Here is a 20,646-nt window from a genome sequence, read left to right on the forward strand (position 1 = left end):
TGTTTGACTTCAAATAAGTGTATTTCAACGGTTTCACCTTGCGACAAGACGTCCAAAGAATCCTACCGCATTGGTCCGTAACTCCCTTAAGCTACCCGTAGGTTTTCTTTAGGTGTTTTCTAGCATTCTTGCAAACCCTCTTAACAAATAATACAGGGGAGGTGCGTTATACTGCAGTTTCCCTTGAAATTATGCGGACTTTTCAACAATCTCAACCATTTCCTCGTAGTGTTTGTCGTCTATCTCGTGAATAAACTTCAATATGTCCGAAATAACGTTTTGGCTTTCACCTAATAAGTTATCAACTGCGTCATCGCCAAATTCAATTGATTGATTATGTGAGTACTTGTTAATGAACTTGTAGATTTTTTCTAGAGAAACCTCATTGTAACCTGTTGCGTCCATTAAGGATCTAAAGTCATTGCGTTGTTTTGGATATTTAAAACTTAAGAAGCTCTCAAGAAGTTTTCTACATAGGTTAGCCATTAAAAAAGCCTCATCAAGAGAAAGGGATTGTTTGTCTTTGTACTTATAAATTCTAGAGAAAATGTAATGATATTCCGAATGGTAGTTTAATAGTGGTTCGCTTGCATTAACTAGTATTGATTTTCTTGGGGTTTCCCCGACTTTTATTGTTTCCACAGAATAAAATCTTGACCTAATCTTTGGAGTCTTATCCCTCTCGTATTTATTCTTTTTAATTAACCAATCCCGAATTAATTTGTAGAAATTAAAGTTATGTGTTAGTACAAATAATTGCTCTGCTTTTTGACATTCAATCTTCAAGAAGGAGTATGCGTGAAATAGATTGTTTGAATCAAAGCTGGAAATTGGGTCATCAATCACAAGGATACTATTAGATATGTCGGTGCCATGTTCCTTTAATTTGGTTATAAAGTAAACAAAAGCAATTGCAGTTTTTTCACCCTCACTTAAGTTTTTGGCTTGCGCGCCATTTCTTAATATTTGGTATCCTTTCATTGTATCGTCAAACTGTAACCAGATTTCTTTGTGCCCCAAGAAACTATGTAGTCTCTTATTGAATTCAGTTGCTCCTAAGAACTGATTTGAAAGCGAACTTTCAAAGTTCATTTTTTCCATTTCGTATTTATGAATGGTTTCGGTTAATTCATTCACTAAGGCATGCTTTTTCTTTAATGAACTTTGTTTTGCGAAAAACTTAAAATTAATAGTAGCTTCAAGCACCATGTGAATCTCAAGGGATTTTTTTAATCTTGCAATTTCTTGCTTGAAATTTGTAGTTTTCTCATTGTGCTGGCGAATTACCTTTAAAACGGCCTCATTGTGATAAAATAGATTTTTAACTTGGATTTCATTAAAATCATCATAATTCTCTATAGAACCAAATGGATCATTCAATTTTTCAGTAAGTTTTTTGTACCAACTTTCAAAGACTCTATTTAATGAATCGGATATTGCTGCAATTTCAACTATGTGCTGATTAAAGTCAAACTGAAGTTCATCATACAGATCATTAGTATGAGGGAAGTTTGTAATTTCAATTCTCTTGTTTTCAATCTGGGTTCTAACCTTGAGAATATTATCTTTGAAGTTCATATACTCCTGATTAAAGTGTTGTTCAAGTTCAAGTAGTCTATCTTGACTTAACTTTTCCCCACAAAATTCACAAGTTTCATTCTTATTGGACCTATGTATCATTAAACCTTGTTCTACCCAATTGCTTAATTTACTGTCGTTTTTCAATTTTTGAATACTAAAAGAGATGTATGAAGTGCGTAATACTGTAAGGACTTTTTCTCTAATTTGTAGAATTTCCTGTCTGTCAAAATTAATGCCAGAGTGGTGCAACAAACTTTTCTCCACCGGCTTTATTGATTTCGAAATTTTATCAATTTCTGACAAACTAAATGGCCGGTCGCTAGGTGAGATATTGTTGTTCTCAAATAGCTTTTGAATTGTCCTTTTGTTGTAGTTAAGGTAGTACTTATCGTCAATTTCTATCTTTTGGAACTGCGTTCTGATTTTACTAGCCGTTTCTGAGAGAAAGTTATTAATCTCCCTGAATTCTTTTTCATATTCAGTTTTCATCTTTTCTCTTTCTTTCAACACCTTTACTAATTCCTCATTTATTTTTTCCAACTTTACTTGTTCATCAATCTTTTCTTCAGAAATCAATAAAATACTCTTTATAACTTGATTCCAGTTGATATTTTCATCAATGAAATCCTGGTTAAATACGAGCATCCTAGCCTGTAACGACTCTAGATTTTGGTGGGTAATTAATAATCCATTTTCCAGTTCCACTTCAATCTGGCAGTCATTGAATTCTGGTGGAATTACCCCGCTGCTCAACATCCTCATTAATCTTGAAAAGGTACTTTTGCCGCTACCATTCCAGCCATATAAGAGATTGTACTTCGAAAACGGCAGAAAATTTGTATCTACTTGATAATCTCTATAGATGCCGAAGTTCATTATTCTATTTATTTTTTTAATCAACTTGCTCGCCTCCCATTCGACAGCATTAAACGACAAATTATGGGTTTATTGTAACATAAACCTGTGTGAAACATCTTCAGTCAATAAATAAAAAGAGGAAACCATTGGATTCCATGTAAAAGGGGGAATTTCATACATTCGAATAATTCTCAAGGGGATGTTCTCACAATGCTCTTGGAATTTATTAACTCCAGGAGTTCCCCCTGCATCGGACAGCCTCCCAAATATGTGACGACCCGCGTGAGGAAAAACGAGAACGACCCGCATAGGACAAACTGCGCGCGGAATAAGGTTGTATCGAGGTGAAGGGTATGGAGCGACGAACGCAGACGTTGAACTTCGTATACGTGCCTTATGCCCAAACGGGGCAAGAACCCTCAAGAACCTTATCTGCAGCGGCAGCAAAGCAAGCAGCGATTGACTACATTTTAAAACGATTGATCTTAAAACCGACTGAATAGGCCGGTTTTTTTGTTGTTAGGCATGTCAATACTTGACGTAAACCTTGCCATAAAAAGGGGGTAACTCCATGTACACGGCAATTTACTCCAGGGTTTCAACGGGCATGCAGGTTTCGGAAGGAACCAGTCTGGACGCGCAGATTGACATTTGCGTTCGAAAAGCCAGAGACATAAGCCTTCCTCAAGGGACAATCAAAATTTATCGCGAAGAAGGCTTTACGGGCGAGGATATTGATCGTCCGGCGATGAACGCATTACGGCAGGACGTCGCCAAAGGGTTGATCAACCGCCTCGTCGTAACCCACCCCGATCGATTGACAAGAGACTTAACGGATAAATTAATTCTTTGCCGCGAGTTGGAGCGTAGTAATGTCGAGTTGATATTTGTAGATACCGAATATCGTAATACTCCGGAAGGGCAACTTTTCTTTAATTTGATGAGTTCGATCGCGCAATATGAGTTGTCTTTAATCAAGAAACGGACGGTACGGGGCAGATTGAAAGCGGTCGAAAAAGACAGAAAAATTATGCCTATGAGAGCAGCTCCATATGGTTACGATTTAAAGGACCATTCGTTAGTTATCAACGAAGAAGAAGCTGAATTCGTAAGGAAAATGTATCATTGGTATGTTTACGACCGCTATACGCTGAGGGAGATCGGCGAACGCCTTTATGCTCTCGGAGCGGTGCCGAAACGCGGCGAAAGCCGGAATTGGAACGCGAGTTCGATTCGGCGGGTACTGACGTCGGAGGTATATGTCGGCAAGTTTTATTATAACCGGCGGGAAACGCAGAAAATTCGGGGAGAGAAAACGAAAAACGGTACTCCACGTAAAACATACAAGTATAGGGCGGAAAAAGACTGGATCTTGGTGGAAGTCCCCCGCATTATCGACCCGGAATTGTTCGAGTTGGCCCAAGTCCAGAAAGAGAAGAATATGAAAAAGTCGGGAAATGTGAAATACGAATATTTACTTAAATCGATGGTAAGGTGCGGACATTGCGGCCGAGTGTGGCAAGCTACAACCTATACAGGCAGGCATAACAAAGAAACCGGAGAGAAAATACGGTACACTTGCTACCGCTGTCCGAACAAATTTCCAAAGAAGTACGGAGAAGGGGTCGATAAATGTCCCTCCCTAACGCTGCGCGCCGAGATGCTCGACGAATACATATGGCGGTTAATTTTGGATATGTTGTCTAATCCGGAAGATTACGTAGAGCGACTACAAAATCGCTCGGCGGACATACAGCAAGATTTGCAGTCCGCTGTGGACCATATCAAACGGCAAATGGAGCAAAAGGAAAAGGAAAAGGAAAAGATTAAAGTCATGTTTAAGCGGGAGATTATTGACGAGGAAGAAATGTTGAACGAAATGAAACACATTAGCGCCAGTCTGAAGTCACTGCAGCAGGAACTCGTCGGGTTCGAAAGGCAACTTTCGGATTTGCTGGAGAATGAGCTCTCCTCCGCTCGCATGGTCGATTTGACGCAAACCATCTGCACGTTCGTGGAGAGCGGCGGGGATCGGTTAACCTTCGAGGATAAGCGCCATATCGTGGAAACGTTAGTGGATGAGGTCCTAATTCGTTTCGAGGGCAACGAAGTACAGGTCACGGCTGTTGGTGCCCTTGACGAGTTGAAGCGGCAGCATTTTCTTTCGTCTAGGGTTGACGTTGGATCGAGTACACAACCTCAAAAAGTTCGACAACACGGGGGAAGATCTCGAGGATCTCATTTCCATCGGGACGATCGGCCTGATTAAAGCCATTGAGTCGTACTCGCCCGACAAAGGGACGAAGCTGGCGACGTTCGCGGCGCGCTGCATCGAGAACGAGATTCTGATGCATCTGCGTTCGCTCAAAAAGACGAAGAAGGACGTTTCCCTTCACGACCCGATCGGTACGGATAAGGAAGGGAACGAAATCACCCTGATCGATATACTCGGCACCGAAACCGACGAGGTCGCCGACCAAGTGCAGATGAAAATCGAGAAGTCGAAAATTTACGCCCACCTCGATATTTTGGACGAACGGGAGCAGGAGGTCATCCGCGGACGCTTCGGCCTCGAACACGGCGGAGAGGAACGAACGCAGCGGGAGATTGCGAAGGAGTTGGGAATCTCGAGATCGTATGTGTCCAGGATTGAGAAGAGGGCGTTAATGAAGCTTTACCATGAGTTTTACAAACAAAAGAAATGAATTTCGTTCACCGGGGTCACGGCTATATGCCGTGGCCTCTTTGTGTGCAACTTTTGAAATTGTTGAGCCGTATAATTCTATGAACTATGGAATTATTAAGGTGACGTTCCTGTGAACCGTAAGTTGCTATTCGGAATCGTCGGAGGGTTCGTATTGCTTGTCGGAATGGCCGCCGCCGCTGGCTTGGCGTTGAAAAACGCTCAATCGGGCAATACGGCACCGCCGCCGAGCGAAGAACTTGTAGCGCAAGTAAAGTCCTCGAATCTAACAGACGAGCTTGTGAAAAGGAAAATTGCACAATTACACGACGGGTATAACGATATTCTTGGTTGGGGCAACTACAAGCAATTTACCCACGTACAAACACGCGCCGAAGCTTGGGAAATGTACCGCAATACTGGTCACATGGCGAATCATGTCACGTTCCAAGAGCTTGCCGAGAGCGTAACGAACGAAGCGGTAAAGCAAGACTTGCTGACGATTTCCAAATTAGTCGGGATCGCGGTCTACCGCGAAGATGTTGAAGCATTGTTTTACATTCACCGTATTCTTCATGACTTAGACTATTGGGTGTTTAACGATTCGGACCATGCGGATTATTATGGAGCTTCATTGGCGCTTGACGGCGAGTTAGCGCAAAAAATTCATTGGTTCGTCGAAAACTACGATTAAAGGAATGAATGGAATGGAACGCAAGAAGATGATGCTTGCTGCAACGATCTCCTTGGCTCTTGCTGCCGCAGGCGGCACTTCCATCGCTGTTTATGCCGATAACGGATCGAAGAAGGCCGATAAGCTGAAACTCGTTGAAGTAAAGAAACCCGACTTACCGAAGGAAACCATCGTACTTAACCCGTCCAATGCGAATTATACCGTTGAAGTACTCATCGGGACGGAAGATGGAACCGGAACTGGGGCAACGAAGCGGTTCGATACGGAAGTGTTACCCTATATCGGGGAACGGCAAGGCGAAACGAAAGCGTTGTTAGGTCATTCATACAGACTGATCGACGCATACTTGATCGGTTCCGCGGAAGTCGAAGGGTTGGGGGATTTTGCGATCGACCCGTTCACAACCGAAAAAATGCTTACCGACAACTATAACACATTCAAGGCGCTGTATGCCGACGAACTGACCCGAGGCGCCGCTGTCGTCGAGGAATTGAAGACGTATACCGACGGGCCACTTCCTTGGAACAAGCACAATGACGGCGCATTGTTGCAAATCGTTATGAAGATTGACGAAGCGTACCGCGGCGCCATCGATAACCTGAGTTGGAGCAATACCGAACAATCGGACGGGGCGGGAATCGACGAGGAGAAAGAATTTGCTTTGATTCGTCAGCTTGACGCGGATACCCGTTTTATGAAAGCCCGCGACGTATTCCAGCGTTATCATAAGTGGTTATTCGGCGGTAAATTCGAAGTCGAAGGTATTGTCAGGGAAGATAACCAGCCAAGGGTTGACGAACTGCTTACCATCGAGAATAGATAAAGAAGGGGCTGCTTCGATGTGGAGCGGCCCCTTGATTTGTAGAGAAAGATTTCGTCGTTGACATACCATAGGGGGGTATCTTATAATTGCATCTAAGAAGAAAAAGGAGAGATTACAGATGAATCATCATGCGCATAAGAGAGTGGCAGCCTCCACCGTCGCGGCTTCCATGTCATCGATCGTATTATCGGTTATTGCTTCGTCGCATCATTGGCTTCATATGTTGATTTTGCTTATCTTAGGCGGGTCAACGAGCACTTTGGCTGCCACGACCGGCGTATTGTGGGCAAGAAGGGCGATGATATTCGTGTCCATAATTTCGACTGCGTTTGCTCTATACCGTTTATTGAAGCGAAAACATATGCCTCTTTGGATGAGAGGAATTACTTCTTTGTCGGTCTTGGTATCTACTGCTTTTATTCTTTATACGTTATATCAATTTGGTTGGTAAGATGGAATTCGACTACTGGAGGGAATCCTTTGAACGCAACTGGTCAGAACGGAAGATCCCATGACCTCGATTGGATTAAAGTCTTGGTCATGCTGATCGTCTTCTTATATCACGTATCCATGTTTTTTAATTCGTACCCGTGGCACATTAAGAACATCGATATTAACAAAACGTACATAGAAGTATTTTCCCTGCTGGCAGGGAATTGGATGATGCCCGTCTTTTTTGTGATTTCAGGGATTGGAACGTTTCATGCGCTGCGAAAGCGCAATGCCCAGGGATTTATTAAGGAACGATTATTACGACTTGGGTTGCCGTTGCTTGTGGGGGTGTTCGTTTTGTCTCCTCCTCAAGTTTACGTGGAAAGGGCAGTGAACCGGCAGTTCGAAGGCTCCTTTCTATCTTTTTTCCCTCGTTATTTTGACGGGCTGTATCTAGAAATCGGGGGGACAGGAAATTTTGCGTTCTTCGGTCACCACTTGTGGTACCTCTTAATGCTGTTAATCTTTTCGTGTGTGACTTTGCCTTTCTTTCTAAAAAGGAAGCAAAACATTTCGGAAAAACCGTTTCATTTTTTACATTTTTCCATCTGCCTGTACCTTTAGTATTAACAGTCATTTGGTTTAATGACATTGTGAATTTAGCGAGCTGGGGCATCGTATTTTACTTTCTGCTATACGCTTACGGATTCTACTTTTTTGCGAGAGCAGGGCTGCGAGAGTTTGTTCGAAAGCATGGTGTTGTTACCGGGGTAATCAGCATCATTAGTACAATTGCTTATGTGATATGGGCTGTCCGATTCGGTTTTCCCGAAGATGGAACCGCTGGTTCCGCCATTTTCAGCATTTTGAGAGTCGTTCTTGTTTGGAATTGCCTGTTTTTTATTCTTTACTTAGGCGACAGGTTCCTTCAATTTTCGAATGGGGTATTGAGATATACTAGCGAAGCCTCCATGCCATTTTACGTGCTGCATCAACCGGTGATTGTCCTTTTGGGTTTCTTTATTTATAACTTGGAATGGCCGGTTTCAGCGAAGTTAGCTATGATGACCATTCTTTCATTCTCCGTAATTATGATGCTATATCACTTCATCATTAGAAAAATGAACGTTTTACGGATTTTATTCGGTCTGAGGGGCGATAAGACATTGCGGAAGGATCAAACTGCGCCATCGGTCGATACTGCAAAACTATAAGAAGCGCTGAGATGGATTAGGTCAATAGAATTGTGTCGTGCTGGCAGCGCTTTCGGGTATAATCGAAGCGGATAGGACTCTTACCTTCGCAAAGGGTGTGGACGCATGTTTCGGAAATGGCGATACGAGCCGCCTGCAAACGGGTATCCCGAGTGGAACAACAACCCGGATCTCTTTCAATTGAACCGGATGCCGGCACGAGCGGACTTCGTTCCGTACGATACGGCGGAGGAGGCGCTTCGGTCCGATGCGCCCGCTTCCGGCCGAACGATGAGCTTGAACGGCAGCTGGAAGTTCGCGTTCTCCGAACGCCCGGAAGACCGGCCGGCCGATTTTTACCGCGACGATTACGACGTGTCGGCGTGGGCGGACTTGCCGGTGCCCTCGCACTGGCAGCTCCACGGGTACGACTACCCGCAGTACGTGAACATCCGCTATCCTTGGATCGAGAAAGAAGAGATCGCGCCGCCGTACGCCCCGACCAACTATAATCCGGTCGGCTCTTACGTGCGGCACTTCGAGCTGCCTGCCGGTTGGGCGAATCGACCGGTATATCTCCACTTCCGCGGCGTAGAGTCGGCGTTCTACGTATGGCTGAACGGCGAGCTCGTCGGATACAGCGAAGACACATTCACGCCCGCCGAATTCGATATTACGCCGTATCTTCGCCCGGGGCGTAACCGGCTGGCGGTCGAGGTGTACCGGTGGTGCGACGGCAGCTGGCTGGAGGATCAAGACTTTTGGCGGCTGTCCGGCATATTTCGCGAAGCGCTGCTCGTCTCCCCGAGCCCGGTTCACGTATACGATGTTCAGGTTCGCACGGAACTGGACGAGCAATATGAGCACGCGGAGCTGCGCGTTCGGACGACGCTGCTGCGGTATCCGGGCGCGCGGAACGGGGATGTCGTCGTCGCGGGCGCCTTATACGATGCCGACGGGCGGGCGGTGACGGACGACGGCTTCCGCGTATCGGCGGCGCTGGAGGAAGGGCGTTTCGCCGAGGCGGAGCTTCGCGCGTTCGTCGCCGCTCCGGCGAAATGGAGCGCGGAGCATCCGAACCTGTACACGCTCGTGCTGTCGCTGCGCTCCGGCGACGGAACGGAGCTCGAGGCGGTTCGCTGCAAGGTAGGGTTTCGCAAGGTCGAAATTCGCGACAACCTGATCTTGATCAACGGCCGGCGGGTCGTGTTCAAGGGCGTCAACCGCCACGAGTTTTCCTGCGACGCGGGAAGGGCTCTCTCGTTCGATGAGATGGAGCGGGACGTCAAGCTGATGAAGGCGAACAATATCAACGCGGTCCGAACTTCTCATTATCCGAACCATCCGCGGTGGTACGATCTGTGCGACGAATACGGCTTGTACGTAATCGACGAAACGAATCTCGAAACGCACGGCACGTGGCGCTACGGGCAGACGGAGGAAGAGGGAACGATCCCCGGCAGCAAGCCGGAATGGCGCGACAACGTCGTCGATCGGTGCCGGTCGATGATGGAGCGGGACAAAAACCATCCTTCCGTCGTCATGTGGTCGCTTGGCAACGAATCGTTCGGCGGCGAAAATTTCCGGGCGATGTACCGCTTCTTGAAGGAGGCGGATCCGACCCGGATCGTCCATTACGAGGGCATTTTCCACCACCGCGCCTTCGAAGACGTCTCCGACGTGGAAAGCCAAATGTACACGTCGCCGGAGGGCGTGGAGAAATATGCGCGGAACGATCCGAAAAAGCCGTTCATCCTATGCGAATACAGTCACGCGATGGGCAATTCGTGCGGCAATTTGTTCAAGTATACGGAATTGTTCGACCGGTACCCGGCGCTGCAGGGCGGGTTCATTTGGGATTGGGTCGATCAGGCAATTCGGACGAAGTCGCCGGACGGGACGGAATATATGGCGTACGGCGGCGACTTCGGCGAATCGCCGCATGACGGCAATTTCAGCGGCAACGGCCTTCTGTTCGCCGACCGCACGGCGTCGCCGAAGCTGCCGGAAGTCAAAGCGTGCTACCAGAACGTTGGCTTCACCGATTGGAATCCCGAGACGGGAACGTTCAAGGCGATCAACAAGTTTTTGTTCACCGACTTAGGGGAATTCCGTTGGGAGTGGCGGCTGCTGCGGGACGGCCGGCCGGCCTCCGAACCGGCGTCGGGGACGTTCCGCGTCGCGCCGCTGTCCGAGGCGGACATCCGCTTGGAGCTGCCCGCCGGCAGCGCCGAACCGGGGGCGGACGACCGCTCCGAGCTGTGGGTCGAGCTGAGCTTGCGCCTTGCGGCAGGGACGCGCTGGGCGGAGGAGGGGCACGAGGTGGCGTTCGCCCAGTTTCCGGTTCGGGGGCTGCCGGCCGCGCGGCATGCGGCGGCGGAGCCGGATGACGGCGAGCCGCAGGCGCTCGCGTTGACCGAGGAAGACGGCCGCTGGCGCATCGCCGGGGACGGCTTCGAGCTCGCGATCGATACGAACGCCGGCGAAATAGCGTCTTACCGTTGCGGGGGCGTCGAACGGCTGCGGCAAGGACCGAGGCCGAATTTCTGGCGCGCCGTAACGGATAACGACCGGGGCAACGGCCTGGACGTCCGGTGCGCCGCATGGAGAGCGGCCGGCCCGGGACGCCGGCTCCGCTCGCTCGCGAAGAGGAAGTCCGGCCGGTCGTGGGAGATCGACGCCGAATACGAGCTGCCCGACGCGAATCGGTCCGTCTGCACCGTGACGTATACAATATATCCGGACGGGCGAATCGCGGTATGCCAGTCGCTGCATCCGGCGCCGGGGCTTCCGGAAATTCCGGAGGTCGGCATGCTGCTCTGCCTGGACGCAGCGTTCGATCGCATCGAATGGTACGGAAGGGGTCCCCACGAAAATTATTGGGATCGGTCCGTCGGCGCGAAGCTCGGCGTATACGAAGGGAGCGTCGCCGATCAGCTGACCCCGTACCTGAAGCCGCAAGAGTGCGGGAACAAAACGGACGTCCGCTGGATCAAGGTGACGAACGCAGACGGGATTGGACTGGCGTTCGCCGGAAATCCGACGCTGGAAGCGTGCGTGCTGCCGTATACGCCGGAGGAGCTCGAAGCGCACGATCATCCATACAAGTTCCCGCCTTCCGTCCGGACGGTCGTGCGGCTCGCCGACAAGCAAATGGGCGTCGGGGGGGACAACAGCTGGGGCGCGCGGACGCATCCGGAGTTCACCCTCTACGCAACCCGGTCCTACACGTTCCGATACGTCATCATTCCGGAAGGATAAAAGCATAGCGTTGGAAACAAGCGCCCGGCGGGCGCGCTCGTGTTGCGAGCGCGCCGCGCCGGGCGTTTTTTCGCCGTCGAACGGCAATGAAAGGAAACCGATGTTTTCAAAAGTGATGACAAACAATCATCAACAACAATAATTAATAATATTATATGTTTACAAATAACAATATGTAGTATAAAATCTCAGGTAAACAGATCATTGTTCGCTTCCGTTTCGGTAACGAGACCGTTGGCGAGGCATTGGGGGAGACTATGAAAAAGCTGAGAAACTGGGATTTATACGCGATGATGACGCCGGGGGTATTGTTTTTTATCATCTTCTCGTATTTGCCAATGCTTTGGATCGTGATCGCGTTCCAAGACTTCCGAATCGGACGGGGCATTTTTGGAAGCGATTTCGTCGGGTTGAAGCATTTCCAAACGTTGTTCCAAGACGAGTATTTCTACAATATTTTGACCAACACCGTTCTCATCAGCACGTACAAGTTGATCTTCGGCTTTCCGATCCCGATCCTTCTGGCGCTGGCCATGAACGAAATCCGCCGCCGCGCCACGCTTCGGTTTATCCAGTCGGTCATCTACCTGCCGCACTTCCTCTCCTGGACGGTCGTCGCGACGCTCATGATCAGCATTTTCTCGTACGACACGGGAATTCTGAACGACGCGCTCGCCTTCTTCGGCCTCGAGCCGATCGCGTTCCTGAGCGACACGAGCAAATTTCGCTCGATGCTCGTCGCCTCGGACATCTGGAAGAACGCCGGATGGGGGACAATTTTGTACATCGCCGCGCTCGTCGGCATCGATCAGCATTTGTACGAGGCCGCGGAAATCGACGGCGCCTCGAAGCTGCGGCAAATTTGGCACGTCTCGCTGCCGGGCCTCCGCGCGACGGCGACGGTGCTGCTGATCCTCAGCGTCGGCAATTTGATCACGGGCGACTTCGAGCAAATTTTGCTCATGTACAGCCCAGCCGTCTACAACGTCGCGGACGTCATCCAGACGTACGTGTACCGGATCGGCCTCGGGCAAATGCAGCTCAGCTACACGGCCGCGGTCGGCTTGTTCCAATCCGTCGTCGCGTTCGCCCTCGTATACGGCGCGAACCGGTTCGCGAAGAAGATGGGAGGGGAATCGATTTGGTAAGAAGCAAAGGTTGGGAGCAGCGGTTGGTCACGTTTTTTTCCTACTTGATCCTGATCGTCATGACGCTGCTGTGCATCATCCCGTTCGTCCGGCTGTTCGCTATGAGCTTCAGCAGCGAAATTTTCGTGCAGTCGGGCGAGGTGTTTCTGTGGCCTAGAGGGTTTACGACCGGGGCGATCGCCTTCGTGTTCGGCAACAACGCCTTCCAAGACGCGTTCGGCATCACCGTCGCCGCCACCGTCACGTTCACGGCGCTGTCGCTCGTCACGACGGTGCTGACGGCGTATCCCCTGTCCCGGCCGTACCTTGCGGGCGCGCGCTTTTTCTCGCTGTTGATCGTCTTTACGATGCTGTTCAACGGCGGCATCATTCCGACGTACTTGGTCGTCAAAACGCTCGGCCTGCTGGATACGTTCTGGGCGCTCGTCATCCCGCACATGATCAGCGCATTCAACGTCATCATACTCATTTCGTTCTTCCGGTCGCTGCCGCTCGATTACGAGGAATCCGCCAAGATGGACGGCGCGTCCAACTGGAAGGTGCTCGCGTACATCATCGTGCCGCTGTCGAAGCCGATTTTGGCGACGATCGCGCTGTTTTACGCGGTGTTCCGATGGAACTATTGGTTCGACGTGCTGATGTACATCAACTCGCCGGAGCGCTATACGCTGCAGATCGTCCTGAAAAATTTGATCCAAAATACCGACGGATCGATCATGACCGTCTTCACCGATCATCATTACGCGCTGCTTTCCGTCCAAGGGGCCGCCGTACTGTTTACGATTTTGCCGATTTTGCTCGTGTACCCGTTTCTGCAAAAGTATTTCGTCAAGGGGGTGATGATCGGCGGCATTAAAGGATAACGCCGGTCCAATTCGCTGACGGGCTTTGCAATTATTATTCGTTGAAAGAGGGGTTCGAAGAGCATGAGGAAAACATGGACTTGGCTGCTGCCGCTGCTGCTCGTCGTTACGCTGCTCGGCGCTTGCACGAACGGGGGCGGCGGCGAAAGCTCGTCGGGCACGGACGCCGCGAACGGCAATACGTCGGGCGAGAAAAGAAAAGTGAAACTCATCGTATCCGGCAACGTGCAGGAATTCCCGGAAGGCATTACGAAGGACGACAACTTCATCATCAATTATTGGAAAGAGAAGAGCGGGTTCGATATCGAATTCGAAATTTTGCCGCTGGAGGGCGCGGACGAGAAGTTGAACGCGATGCTCGTCTCCGGCGAGGCGAGCGGCATCATCATCCGCGGGGGCACCGAGTGGCTGGCGAACTTGGTCAATCAAGACGCGCTGCTTCCGCTGGACGACTATCTCAAAGGCACATCTTTGGAAACGCTTCACTCGGAAATCCAGAGCGCTTCCCGCATCGACGGCAAGCAGTACAGCATCGTCTTCCCGGAGGCGATCGCGCTGCAGAGTCCGTCCTACATCGTGCGCAAGGATTGGCTGCTCGAAAGCGGCATGACGGGTCAGCCGAAGACGTTCGACGAGTTCAATCAAATGCTGCAGGCGTTCAAGGCGCGCGGCGACGGCGTCGTTCCGCTCGGCGTGTTCGGTTCCCCGCACGGCGGCACCGACGGCTCCCAGCTGTCCGGCGCGTTCTCCCCGATCAAAGGGATGTTCGGCATCCCGACGGAATTCGCGCTGCGAGACGGCAAAGTCGTCTACACCCCGATTCTGCCGGAAGCGAAGGAGTATCTGGCGTACACGGCGCAGCTGTATAAAGACGGAATGATCGCGAAAGACTTCGCGATGCTGGATGCGCAGAAGACGCAGGAAATGTTCATCGGCGGCAAAATGGGCTTGTTCGTGCTGGAATACCCTTGGGCGTCCAAGACGATCATTCCGGCCGTGGCGGAAACGGGCGGCGACGCGAAATTCATGGACTTCCCGACGGGCAAAACCGGCAAGCCTTCGTATTCCAAAGCGTACTACCCGGTGTCCTCGAACGTCGCGATCGCGAAGGATACGAAGGACGTCGAAGCGCATATCGAGTTCATCGAGTTTCTGTTGAAGCCGGAAACGCAGCAAATTACGAACTACGGCATCGAAGGGCAGCACTACACGAAGGAAGGCGACAAAATCGTTCCGACGGAGGAAGGCAAGCAGATCGCTTGGTCGGTGTACTACAAGCCGCTCGCGAGCCCCGACGAATGGTACCAAATGTACGGCGTGATGGCGGACTGGGCGGAGTTTTATTACCCGACCGAGCGGAACGCTTCCCGCGAAGACGTCGATCCCGTCTACTTTATGCCGCCGCAGCCGGATTTGGTGGCGAAGCGGGTGCAGCTCAACACGAAGGTCGATACGTATTATACGGACGTCGTCACGGGCAAACAGAGCCTCGATACGTTCGACGCGTTCGCGCAGGATTGGCTGAAGAGCGGCGGGCAGGACATTCTCGACGGCTACAACAAGCTGTATCAAGAGCTCGGCTCGCCGAAATTCGAGTACAAGGAATTCCCTCCGGGCGAGCTGTACACGGGCAAGCATTTGTTCGACGGCAAGAAGTAATAAGCGAAAAGCCGCATTCCCTAGTATCGGGAACGCGGCTTTTCCTTTGAGAAAGGATTCGTTGATTATGCCTTGCGGCTCCAAAGCGACTCTACGTCCTCGAGCGACTTTCCTTTCGTCTCGGGCACGAGCTTCCAAGAGAAGAGGAGCGCGACGACGGACATGAAGGCGAACACCCAGAACGTGAGCGCGGGGCCCGCGAACGACAGCATCGGCGGGAACGACTGCGATACGATGTAGTCGGCGATCCACAGCGCCATCGCTGCGATGGCGGTCGCCCGGCCGCGGTAGCGGTTCGGGAAAATTTCGGACAGCATGACCCAGACGACCGGACCGAGCGATACCGCGAACGCGGCGACGTACACGAGCACGAGCAGCAGCACGACCGTTCCGGACGTGTACCCGGTGTGGAACGCGGCGCCGATCCCGACGAGGCTCAGCGCCATGACCGACGTGCCGGCCAGCAGCAGCGCTTTCCGGCCGACCTTGTCGATCAGCCAGATGGAGAGAATCGTAAAGACGAAATTGACGAAGCCGACCATGATCGTTTGGACGAGCGACGCGTTCGTTCCTGCGCCCGTCGCTTTGAAAATTTCCGGCGCGTAATACATGACGGCGTTGATGCCGGTCACCTGCTGCAGTACCGCGAGGCCGACGCCGACGAGCAGCGCGAGCCGCAGCCCCGGACGGAACAAGTCGCGAAGCGGACCCGCCTCTTGCGCGAACGAAGCTTTGATGTCGAGCACCTCTTGCTTCGCCGCATCTTCGCCGTGAATTTTCACCAGGATCGGCAGCGCTTCGGCGGGGCGGCCTTGCTTGATGAGCCAGCGAGGGCTTTCCGGCACGAAGAAGAGCAGCGCGAGGAACGCGACGCCCGGCAAGACGCCGACGCCGAACATCCAGCGCCAGCCGTTCTCTACGTTCCAAGCGGCATCTCCAAGGCCGGCGATGTACGAGTTAACGAAATAGACGATGAAAATGCCGGTGACGACCGCGAGCTGGTTCAGCGCGACCAACCGGCCGCGGTGCTTCGCCGGCGCGACCTCCGCGTTGTACATCGGGCACAGGGTGGACGTAATGCCGATCCCGATGCCGCCGAGAATGCGGGAGAGCACGAACACGGAGAACGTTCCTGCGATCGCGGAGCCGAGCGAGCCGAGCACGAACAGAACGCCCGCGGCGAAAATGACTTTCTTCCGGCCGAATTTGTCGCCCAGGACGCCCGCGGACGCGGCGCCCCCGATGCAGCCGACGATCAGGGAGGAGACGGCCCAGCCGACTTGGAACTCGTTGAGGGCGAATCGTTCCTGCATAAAGCCGATCGCGCCCGAAATGACGGCCGTGTCGAAACCGAATAATAATCCGCCGATGGCGGCGATACTGGAAATGAGCGTCACGAACTTCATGTTATGGGAACGAATGTCGTTCGTTGTTGCTGGAACCGATGCTTGCATAACGTTCGATCACCTTTCGAGTAAGCCTGTATTTTGCCGTCCCTTCGGGAGCAGCGTTGCCATTATAGCATGGGGCCGCCTGCACTTATTCGTTGTATACCCGCACTTCCTTGATGCCATTAAATGTTCCGTTCGTTTGGCAAGCTTGCGAAAGATAGCATTTTTTCGAGATGGACAACGAAAAAGTCCTTGCCGGCGGCAAGGACCCAGGGTCGTTACGTTTGTTGGACCGTTCCTTTGTACTCGGAAGGCGTGGAGCCGGTCACTTTTTTAAAGACTCTGCTAAAATAGTTCGGATCTTTGTAACCGACCTCGTAGCACACTTCTTTCAAGCTGAGCTCGCCGGACGCGATCAGCTCCTTCGCTTTTTCGATCCGAAGCCGGGTCACGAAATCGGTGAAGCTTTCTCCGGTTTGCTGCTTGAACAGCTTGCTGAAATATTGCGGGTGCAGGTGTACGAAGCCCGCCGCGTCTTCGAGGGAAATGTCGGTCGTAAACCGTTCGGCGATATAGTCCTTCGCCCGGTCCAGCACCGTGACGGTGCGGCGCTCCCGTTCGTCCCGGATGCGCTGCAGCGCGGAGACGACGTAGCTCCGGCGTTCGGCGTCCTGGCCCGCGCTATGGGCGAGCTCCTCGGGCGGGCGTTCGCCGGGCTGCACGACTTCGTCGAACAATCGGACGCCGCCGGCGTCGCCGACGAACGTCGAAGCGAACACCGCCTCGAAATACGAAGTTCGGAAGCCTTCGGCTTCGCGCTGCGGCGCACCGACGCCGACGGACGCCGAGAAGCCGTATTGCCGCAGCAGAAATTCGTTCAGCCGGGCGCCGAACGTTCGCAGCTCTTCCTTCCCGCTCCTCGACGCCTCCTCCGACGGAAATCGGAAAAACACGGTCATGTGCCAATCGATCAGCGAGCTGACGATGCAGGGGAGCGAGGAAGCTTTGGCGAAGCTTCGCACCGAATCGTAGATGCTCTTGCTATCGAGCTCGTACGCCTGCTTCGGGAACGCGGCGATGAGCGCGCAGCCCCGGTCGAGCGGGAACGACAGCCATTCCGTCAGCGTGTCGACGTCTTTGGCCTGCACCGGGTTCGCCATGATCGTGAACGCCAGCTCGTTCTCCACCATCGGCTCCAGCTGGGACACTTTGTGCAGCAGCTCCAGCTCTTGCTCCCGTCTCGATTTTTCCTGCTCGACCTGCGCCACCATGCGGCGCAGCGTCTCTTCGATCCGCTCTCGGGAAGCGGGCTTCACGAGAAATTCTTTGACGCCGAGGGATATCGCTTCCTGTGCGTAGGAAAAATAATCGTATGCGGTCACGAGCACCATTTGTACGTCCGGCAGCAGCGTTTTGATTTGGCGCAGCGCCGCAAGCCCCTGGATGCCGGGCATGTTGATGTCCATGAACACGATGTGCGGCCGATGCTCTTCGGCGAGCGCGATCGCCGTCCGGCCGCTGTCCGCATGAATGATGCGGAAGGCGTCCGGCATGGCGCTCCGCGCGATCCATTCTAATCCTTCCCTCTCCAGCGGCTCGTCATCCGCGATCAATAGTCGGTACATCGTCGTTCTCCTCCTTTCCGAGCGGTAACTTCAAGGTAATGGACGTGCCGACGCCCTCGGCGCTTCGGATGTCGACGAAGTCGCTGCGGCCGGTGAACAGCTGCAGCCGCTTCAATACGTTGCGGACGCCAATGCCGGACGCGTTCCCTTCGGGCGTGTATTCCATCTTCATTAACGCGTTCGCGAGCTCCGGCGGCATGCCGACGCCGTTATCCTCGACGGTAATCCACGCCTCGTCCCCGACCCGCCGCGCCCGCAGTTCGATCCGCGCGCCGGCTTCCTTCTTCTCGACGCCGTGCACGAACGCGTTCTCGACGATCGGCTGGATTGTCAGCAGCGGAAGGGGCATGTCGAGCAGCGATTCGTCGACGTCGCTCGCGAACGCGATTTTGTCGCGGAACCGCGCCCGCTGAATCGCGATGTACTGCTGCACGTGCTCGACCTCTTCGCGCAGCGTCGCAGGGCGGTCTAAGCGGCGCAAATTGTACCGCAGCATATTCGACACGGCGACGATCAGGTCGCTCGACCGGCTTGCGCCTTCCAGCAGGGCGAGCTTCGAGATGACGTTCAGCGTATTGAACAAAAAATGCGGATGGATTTGGCTTTGGAGCGCCTGCAGCTCGAGCTCTTTGACCAGCCGATCCTTCTCCAACGATTCCTTCTCCGCCTCCATCAGCGCGACGACGTCCCGCTGCATGCGCAGGAACGTGTCCGTCAGCAGCGCGAATTCGTCGTCCGTCCGTTCGCGGACGGGGGGAGGCTCGGCGCGTTTGCCTTTGGCGAAATCCGCGGCCATGCGGACGAGGCGGGACACCGGCGCCGTCACGCTGCGGGAGATCCACAGCGCCAGCATGACGCTGAGCAGCGCATTGATCGCGAACACGTATACGCCGTAGTCGTACAGCTTCGCGAGTTCCTGCTGGAGCTTCGCGAAGATCGGCACGTAGGCGCTCAGCTCCTCGTCGATCAATCGCTGCGCGTCTTCCTGCACGAACGCGAGCGTTCGTTCGACCGGCTCGTACAAGGCCAGCGCCTGCTCCGGCTGCAGCTCGAGGCTCGCCGCGGCGGCGTGCGACGATTGCGCCAGCAGGGTGTCCACGACGCCCAGGAAGCCGAGCCGGACCGCCTCGTCCGCGTAGCCCGGCGGCAGCCGCTCGAGTTGGGCGCGCCGGTCTTCGAGGTCGGCTCTCGTCGCCTCCGCTTCCTGCGCCCGACGCTCGGTCGGATTCGCGAAATACGCGTGCAGCGCCTGCACGTGGCTTTCCGCGCTGCGCGCGATTTGATTGTATAGCAGCGTGCGGTTCATCGTCGTCTCGTAGCTTGCTTGCGTTTCGTTCAGCGTATGGAACAAAAAGAATGCGACCGCATTCGTAAAGACGACGAGCAGCGGGAGAAACAGCATCAGCTTCGTGCGGATTTTCATGAACAATGTCCTCCCGCGCCGCTCGGGTCGGCCGTCACGACGTCGGCTGCCGTATAGTTGTACTCGGGCAGCGGCTGTCCGGCGGCGCCTTGCCGCGCCAGCTCCATGGCGAGCTCGCCCATGCGCGCGGGCTGCTGCTGAATCGTCGCGGCGATGCGGCAGCCCGCGATGCCGGCCATCGTCTCCGGCACGTCGTCGAATGCGTAAATGTTCGGCAGCGGCAAGCCGGCGCGTTCGGCGGCGTCGCCGATGCCGATGCCGTCTAAGGAGCTGAAGCCGACCATGAAGCCGATCTCCGGATGCTCGCGGAGCATCCGCTCCGCTTCCGCCGCCGCCCGCAGGCGGGAAATCGACGAAGCGGCGACGTCCGCGATGGCGAGCCCCGGGTAGCGGGCAATCGCCCGGCGGAACCCTTCGAGCCGCTGGATTTGGTTCGGCGCGCGTTCGTCGCCGATCAGCACGCCGACAGCGCCTCGCCCCCGCGACGCTTCCGCCACGAGCAGGCCGACCGTCTCGCCGGCCTGCTCATTGTTCGAGCCGACGTACGCCTGCCGCGCGCTCCCCGGTTCGTCGGTGTCGACCGTGATCACGACGATGCCGCGCCGGACGGCGTCGTCGATCAAGCGCCGAAACCGCTCGTCGCCGATCCCCTGCACGAGGATCGCGTCGGCGCCGCTCGCGATCGCTTTGTCGAGCAGCCGCAGCTGCTCTTCGGGGTCGATGCGCCGCGGCCCCGCGTATTCGAGCAGCCAGCCGCCCTGCGCGGCCGCCTCCCGCGCCCCCCGTTCGACGGCTCGCCAGAACGGGTTGTCCGCTTCCTGCGAGACGAGCACCGCCCGCGGGGCGCCGACGCTTTCGCCTTCGCCGCGGACCCCCACCAAGTCGCGCACGCTCCGCGCCGTCTCCGCGACCTGCGCGAGGCAGGCGGCGAGCGCCAGCAGAAGCGCGGCCAATCCGATATTCCATAGGAGTTTCGATTTCGATTTTGATGTCATGCGAACCCTCGACCGCT

At 53.6% G+C, this 20,646-nt stretch carries 16 protein-coding genes; 11 read left to right on the forward strand and 5 right to left on the reverse strand.

Annotated features, from left to right (window positions below; translation table 11 throughout):
- Positions 1–189 precede the first annotated feature (189 nt).
- The gene (locus VE009_RS03920) at positions 190–2,481 is read right to left on the reverse strand and encodes an AAA family ATPase (protein WP_325006090.1); all 2,292 of its coding nucleotides are present in this window, start codon (positions 2,479–2,481) and stop codon (positions 190–192) included.
- Between the two features lie 529 nt (positions 2,482–3,010).
- On the opposite strand from VE009_RS03920, the gene VE009_RS03925 reads away from it, so the two are divergent.
- From VE009_RS03925 to VE009_RS03975, 11 genes are all read left to right on the forward strand, one after another.
- The gene (locus VE009_RS03925) at positions 3,011–4,708 is read left to right on the forward strand and encodes a recombinase family protein (protein WP_325006091.1); all 1,698 of its coding nucleotides are present in this window, start codon (positions 3,011–3,013) and stop codon (positions 4,706–4,708) included.
- On the forward strand, positions 4,596–5,144 hold the full coding sequence (sigK, locus tag VE009_RS03930; RefSeq protein ID WP_325006185.1) for an RNA polymerase sporulation sigma factor SigK: 549 nt from the start codon (positions 4,596–4,598) through the stop codon (positions 5,142–5,144). The genes VE009_RS03925 and sigK overlap by 113 nt, the downstream gene beginning before the upstream one ends.
- 111 nt (positions 5,145–5,255) lie before the next feature.
- Positions 5,256–5,816 carry a hypothetical protein gene (locus VE009_RS03935; protein WP_325006092.1) on the forward strand — a complete coding sequence of 187 codons (561 nt, stop codon included), beginning with the start codon at positions 5,256–5,258 and terminating at the stop codon, positions 5,814–5,816.
- A gap of 13 nt (positions 5,817–5,829) precedes the next feature.
- Complete coding sequence (locus VE009_RS03940) at positions 5,830–6,639, forward strand: hypothetical protein (RefSeq protein WP_325006093.1); 810 nt, start codon at positions 5,830–5,832, stop codon at positions 6,637–6,639.
- 118 nt (positions 6,640–6,757) lie between these two features.
- A complete protein-coding gene (locus VE009_RS03945) occupies positions 6,758–7,090 on the forward strand; it encodes a hypothetical protein (RefSeq protein ID WP_325006094.1) in 333 nt (110 codons plus the stop codon).
- 29 nt (positions 7,091–7,119) lie between these two features.
- Positions 7,120–7,695 carry an acyltransferase family protein gene (locus VE009_RS03950; RefSeq protein ID WP_325006095.1) on the forward strand — a complete coding sequence of 192 codons (576 nt, stop codon included), beginning with the start codon at positions 7,120–7,122 and terminating at the stop codon, positions 7,693–7,695.
- A gap of 29 nt (positions 7,696–7,724) precedes the next feature.
- Positions 7,725–8,285, forward strand: coding sequence for a hypothetical protein (locus tag VE009_RS03955; RefSeq protein WP_325006096.1), 561 nt, complete (start codon positions 7,725–7,727; stop codon positions 8,283–8,285).
- A 105-nt stretch (positions 8,286–8,390) separates the two neighbouring features.
- On the forward strand, positions 8,391–11,525 hold the full coding sequence (locus tag VE009_RS03960) for a glycoside hydrolase family 2 TIM barrel-domain containing protein (protein ID WP_325006097.1): 3,135 nt from the start codon (positions 8,391–8,393) through the stop codon (positions 11,523–11,525).
- A gap of 257 nt (positions 11,526–11,782) precedes the next feature.
- On the forward strand, positions 11,783–12,673 hold the full coding sequence (locus VE009_RS03965) for an ABC transporter permease (RefSeq protein WP_325006098.1): 891 nt from the start codon (positions 11,783–11,785) through the stop codon (positions 12,671–12,673).
- Positions 12,667–13,536, forward strand: coding sequence for a carbohydrate ABC transporter permease (locus VE009_RS03970; RefSeq protein ID WP_325006099.1), 870 nt, complete (start codon positions 12,667–12,669; stop codon positions 13,534–13,536). Before VE009_RS03965 ends, VE009_RS03970 begins: the two co-directional genes overlap by 7 nt.
- 63 nt (positions 13,537–13,599) lie before the next feature.
- A complete protein-coding gene (locus VE009_RS03975) occupies positions 13,600–15,195 on the forward strand; it encodes an extracellular solute-binding protein (protein WP_325006100.1) in 1,596 nt (531 codons plus the stop codon).
- 65 nt (positions 15,196–15,260) lie between these two features.
- Here VE009_RS03975 and VE009_RS03980 read toward each other — a convergent pair whose 3' ends face one another.
- The 4 genes from VE009_RS03980 to VE009_RS03995 form a co-directional block, all read right to left on the reverse strand.
- Complete coding sequence (locus VE009_RS03980; protein ID WP_325006101.1) at positions 15,261–16,649, reverse strand: sugar porter family MFS transporter; 1,389 nt, start codon at positions 16,647–16,649, stop codon at positions 15,261–15,263.
- A gap of 215 nt (positions 16,650–16,864) precedes the next feature.
- Positions 16,865–18,211: a response regulator transcription factor gene (locus VE009_RS03985; RefSeq protein ID WP_325006102.1), complete on the reverse strand. Its 1,347-nt coding sequence runs from the start codon at positions 18,209–18,211 to the stop codon at positions 16,865–16,867.
- Positions 18,186–19,634 carry a sensor histidine kinase gene (locus VE009_RS03990; protein ID WP_325006103.1) on the reverse strand — a complete coding sequence of 483 codons (1,449 nt, stop codon included), beginning with the start codon at positions 19,632–19,634 and terminating at the stop codon, positions 18,186–18,188. The genes VE009_RS03985 and VE009_RS03990 overlap by 26 nt, the downstream gene beginning before the upstream one ends.
- Positions 19,631–20,629, reverse strand: a complete 999-nt coding sequence (locus VE009_RS03995; protein ID WP_325006104.1) for a substrate-binding domain-containing protein — start codon at positions 20,627–20,629, stop codon at positions 19,631–19,633. Before VE009_RS03995 ends, VE009_RS03990 begins: the two co-directional genes overlap by 4 nt.
- Between the last annotated feature and the right edge of the window lie 17 nt (positions 20,630–20,646).

Source organism: Paenibacillus sp. (assembly GCF_035645195.1).
Lineage (GTDB): Bacteria > Bacillota > Bacilli > Paenibacillales > YIM-B00363 > Paenibacillus_AE.